The organism is Burkholderia sp. RF7-non_BP4 (assembly GCF_001521935.1).
In the GTDB taxonomy this organism is placed as follows: domain Bacteria; phylum Pseudomonadota; class Gammaproteobacteria; order Burkholderiales; family Burkholderiaceae; genus Burkholderia; species Burkholderia diffusa.
The window spans coordinates 1-4,197 of record NZ_LOTA01000070.1 but is presented as its reverse complement, the minus strand read 5'-3'; the positions used below and the strand labels follow the sequence as shown (position 1 = coordinate 4,197).

Annotated in this window: 4 protein-coding genes; all 4 read right to left on the bottom strand. The window is 64.3% G+C overall.

Features of this window, described 5'->3' with window-relative positions; all coding sequences use genetic code 11:
* Positions 1–613, bottom strand: a 613-nt coding sequence (locus WS49_RS22135; RefSeq protein ID WP_218921257.1) for a phage protease, incomplete at its 3' end; no start/stop codon positions are given.
* A 198-nt stretch (positions 614–811) separates the two neighbouring features.
* On the bottom strand, positions 812–1,399 hold the full coding sequence (locus WS49_RS22130) for a phage virion morphogenesis protein (protein WP_063888578.1): 588 nt from the start codon (positions 1,397–1,399) through the stop codon (positions 812–814).
* 103 nt (positions 1,400–1,502) lie between these two features.
* Positions 1,503–2,816 (bottom strand): PBECR2 nuclease fold domain-containing protein, encoded by a 1,314-nt coding sequence (locus WS49_RS22125; protein ID WP_059533316.1) that lies wholly within the window; start codon positions 2,814–2,816, stop codon positions 1,503–1,505.
* The coding region (locus WS49_RS22120; RefSeq protein ID WP_059533315.1) for a DUF935 domain-containing protein at positions 2,806–4,197 on the bottom strand (1,392 nt) is incomplete at its 5' end. The genes WS49_RS22120 and WS49_RS22125, both read right to left, overlap by 11 nt.

The following is a 4,197-nucleotide window of genomic DNA, read 5'->3' as shown; positions in this document are numbered from 1 at the left end:
CGTCAGCGGTTGCGCCGACCGGCATGTTCAGCAGCCAGCGCAGTTGTTCCAGGAGTTCTTCCATATTGGGAGCCTCGATAGGTGGGACAGTGGAAAGCGCCGCGAGCGCGGCAGGGTCGATCGCGCCGGACACTGCCGAGCACGCAGCGGTGAGCTGCACTTCGTCGAGACAGTCGAGCGCGGGATCGTTGGTTAGCGCGGCGTTGAGCAGCGCAATCACGTTGCCCGCCTTGTCGAAGGCGAACACCGGCGAGAGGTAGGCGTATTCGTCCGCGTCGATCATGGCGGAGGCGCGAGCGGTCCATTGCACGTCGGTCGCGTACAGGCCATCGCCTTCGCGCCATTCCAGCGTCTTGAACCAGGCGGCGGCCGGCGCGGGCTGACCGTTCTTCGCCGAATTGAGCGTCTGGTGCTCGTAATCGATCACATAGCGGGTCTGGCGGGCGTTCGCCGCCGCGACCAGGCGCCCCGCGCCGGCCGCGTCGAGCCGCCACGCGGCACACTCGGTCGGCCGTCCATCCCGTGCACGGAAGTCGCCAGCCGGGAGCAGCTTGAGCGCCGTGCCGGTCGATTGGATTTGTGCGGAAAGCGCCGCGATGAAGTAGGTAGCCATGCCGCCATGTTGGCGGTCGGGGCGCTGAAAAATTAGGCGACCGACGTCAGTACGTCGGCCAGTGATGGAGATGCGCGGGAAGGTGCGAATCCCGAATGCCAATCCGGCGCGATTTAGCGGGGGGTTTAGCGGCCTCTCGCCCCCGAGTGGCTATCTAGGGGTGCCTAACCCGCTTCCGGGCGGTTAAAACGGCCACAATCATTGGTCGAACAATCGACGCAGGTAGGTGGACACCTCTGACTCGATCCCGATATTGTCGGACTCAGTCAGCGCAAAGAATGGCCGCGCAGGAATCTTGATCGTCCAGCCCTGGCTGCGGGTCCATTTCACGATCTTGACCCGCTTGTGGCTGTTCTTCGCAAACACGGCAAGATGCGGGTGATCCGCCTGACGCATGATCATGCCGTCGCGGCCCTTACGCAGTCTAACGTAGCCAGATATGGGATGGCGTTGGATGGTGCCGCCGAACTGGTGAATCGCCGCGTATACAACATTAGTGCCGACACGGGCCGTGGTCGCGTCATGTGCCGGCGTGATGCTGGATGCGAGCCGCCCCGAACGTTGCAGAATCTTGCCCGTGCCGGCCTCTTCACGGCGTCGCTTGAGGGTCTTCGGACTCAGGCCCAGCCATTTCGGCCGGCCTTGCTGCGCGAAGTTCTCTTCGACGGCGTCGGCCATTAGCCCGGCGATCAGCGCCGTCACGGGCGACGCGTCCTGCATCAGTGCGCGCACGCGGGCCATGGTCGCCGCGTACCGGGAGTCGTCGATCTCGATTTCTACGATCATGGGCTATACTCTGTCTATACCGATTGCAGTCGCACAAGCTCCCGACTGACGCGACCAAAGGAACTGCACGGTGGCCCGCGACGAGTCGGCGTCGCGGGCCGTTCTATTTGCGGTACACCAGAAAGCCGTCACGCTGCTTTTCTATATACCGACGGCGCGCTTGCTCGCCGCGCTCAATGTTCGCCATCATGGCCGTCGACCCGGTCCAGTTGTCCTGGCCCAGCTCGAACACGCTCAAACCGTACTGCGCGCCGTCCTGGTCGTCGATCAACCAGGACTTGATGTAGCGCCGCTTGAGCAACCACGTCCCGGGATGCGCGCGGCTTTCCTCCCACCGCAGCCAGATCTCGTCGGGTTCCTGGATCGCCCGGGCGAGCAGCGACATATACGCGCCGCGCCCATCCTTGTCCGCTTTCCAACTGCCGTCGCCGGTCTTGAACAGGTCGTCCGAAATGGTGACGGCTGAACGCGTGGCATCCTCGAACACCTTCGATTGGCCCTGCTTCAGACCGAACTCCCGAAGGAACGCCTGCGCATATTGCTCGGGCGCGAGGCCGGCCGGCAGCAAGCTCGACGCCGGCACCGGGGTCGGCGTCGGCAACGTCGGCAGCTCAATGCCGGACGGAAAGGTGCGCGGCAGGCTGTCGGCCGGCGGCGGCGTAAACGGCTTCATCCACTGCGCGCCGGGGTTCGAGCTGAAGCACGGATCGGGTAGCAGTTTCTGTCCGGTCACCGCGTCTTGATAGGCCAGCGCCGATCGCCTCGTGCCGGATCGGTCGACAATTTCGACCTGGACCAGACGACCGCTGCTGTCGTACACCGGGCCGTGTTTGTCTTCGACCCAGGCCCGCGTGCGTGTCCGTACACGACAGCGGCAGCGGAACCCGTTCGGCGGATAGAACGTCTGCCAGAACGAATCGTCGTATCGGTAGATCGCGCCGGCCAGCGCCCGGTGCGCTGGGCGCGTCCGGCTGTCCAGGACGGCGACGTACTCCCAATACGGATGCGTGTCGACCTGTTCGAGCTGCGCGGCGTACCGGCCGGCCATGTAGGCCGATTGCATGTTCGTCTGGAAGATCGTCTGCAAACGGCGGGGTGTCAGGCGCTTGCCTTCGATCTCGCCGGTGTCCTGGTCGACGATCATGCCCTGGCCGAGCCAGCCTTTCTTTTCCAGGACCGGCGAGAGCTGCCGTTTAAACTCGCCGAACGTCGTGCCCTTCTTTAACGACGTCGTGAGCGCCTGGCGGATGTCCTGGAGCACGTCGACCTTCATCACGCCCGCTACCGTGAACGCCTTGGCATGCGCCTCGGCGGCGACGTCCTGCCAGCGGAAACCGATCTTGTAGCCCTTCGATTCGAAGTAGGCGATAGCTTTCTCCGGTTCGAGGCCGATCGCGTAGCCGAGATCAACCGCCATTCAGCCGCCCCCACACATCGGCCACGAAGATGCACCGCGCGAGCAACTCCTGCATCGCCGTGTCGTCCATCTCGGGCTGCGCTTCAAGCAGCATCTCGATTGCTTCATCCGGAGTCGCGCCTCGGCGCAGCGCGGCAATCGCCGGCCCGATCGTCGCGCGCAACGAGTCCGTGATCTCGTCGGCCGGCAGCGCCGCGACTGTCTGATCCAGCTCGTCCTGGTCGGGATAGACAATTTCGTCGGCCGCGTTGCGCAGCACGGCGCGATAGCGCATCTTCGCGGTGCGCGGCTGCTCGTCCGGTCGTTCCTCGGGCGGCAGCCCCATCGGCGGCTTGGGCACCGACAGGATGTCCTCGTCGTCCTTCGGCTCGGGAATCATGAGCTTGTCCTGCGCCCACTGACGCGGCACCTTGACGCCAGCGCCGACCAGCTTCGGCAGTGCATCGGCGTACAGCGCGAGGTCTTCGGCGTCGCGGGTGTCGAATTCGAAGCGCGGACAGCGGCGCGGATCGGACGCGCCGAAGTTCAGCGCCGACAGCATGTAGCAGAGGTTCGTGAGCGTCCGCTGCGCCTGACGCGCGTCGGACGTCAACAGGTCGCGTCGCACCTCGTTGTGGGTCTTGCCGAGCGCATTCGTCGACGTCTTGCCGTCGGCCTGCGACGTGAGCGTGCCGCCGAGGATCGCTTTCGACACGCTCTTCTCGCACCAGTTGATCATTGCCTCGAACGGGTCTTTCGAACCGTCGGCGGCCTCCGTGAACTCGATCAGCATCCCCTCCGGGATGATGCCGGCGGCGTTGTGACCGATCTCGGCGACCGCGCGCAGCAGCGTGGCTTTCTCTTCCTTCGTCGAGCCGGGCGGATACTTACCGACGCGCAGCGGCAAGCCGTAGATTTCGAGGAACTCGGCGAGGTCCGACACCGCGTAGGTTTTGAACAGGTACGGCCATGCCAGGACACGATGCAGGCCCGCGCGGGTCAAATACCCGCTCTTCGCACGATGTTTGTGGACCAGCCATCCGAACGGCCAGAGCGGCGCGCCATCGGACGAATTGTCACGCAAGCGCAAATCGTTGCCGTCATACAGCGGTGTGCGAAACCAGCGCTGCGGCCGGTGGGTGAGCGTTTTCGGGAGCCACACCTTCTCGACCTGATGCCACTCGATTTCCTGCGCCGAGAATCCATGACCGATCGCGTCCATCTGATCGAACAGCACGTCGTCCAGGTTCGCGAGGTCAGTGAACCATTCCTCCAACTGCGCAGCCTGTTTTTTCTCTTCGGCGCTGGCGTTCGCGGGCGCGACAATGTTCCAGTCGAGGGTGAGCAGTGCGCGCTTGCGCTTGCTCATGTCGGCGAACAGATGCGCGTCACGCTCTTCCAT

Coding starts and splice junctions, on each gene's coding strand:
- WS49_RS22130 (WP_063888578.1), bottom strand. CDS start 1,399: ATGATCGTAGAAATCGAGATCGACGACTCCCGGTACGCGGCGACCATG.
- WS49_RS22125 (WP_059533316.1), bottom strand. CDS start 2,816: ATGGCGGTTGATCTCGGCTACGCGATCGGCCTCGAACCGGAGAAAGCT.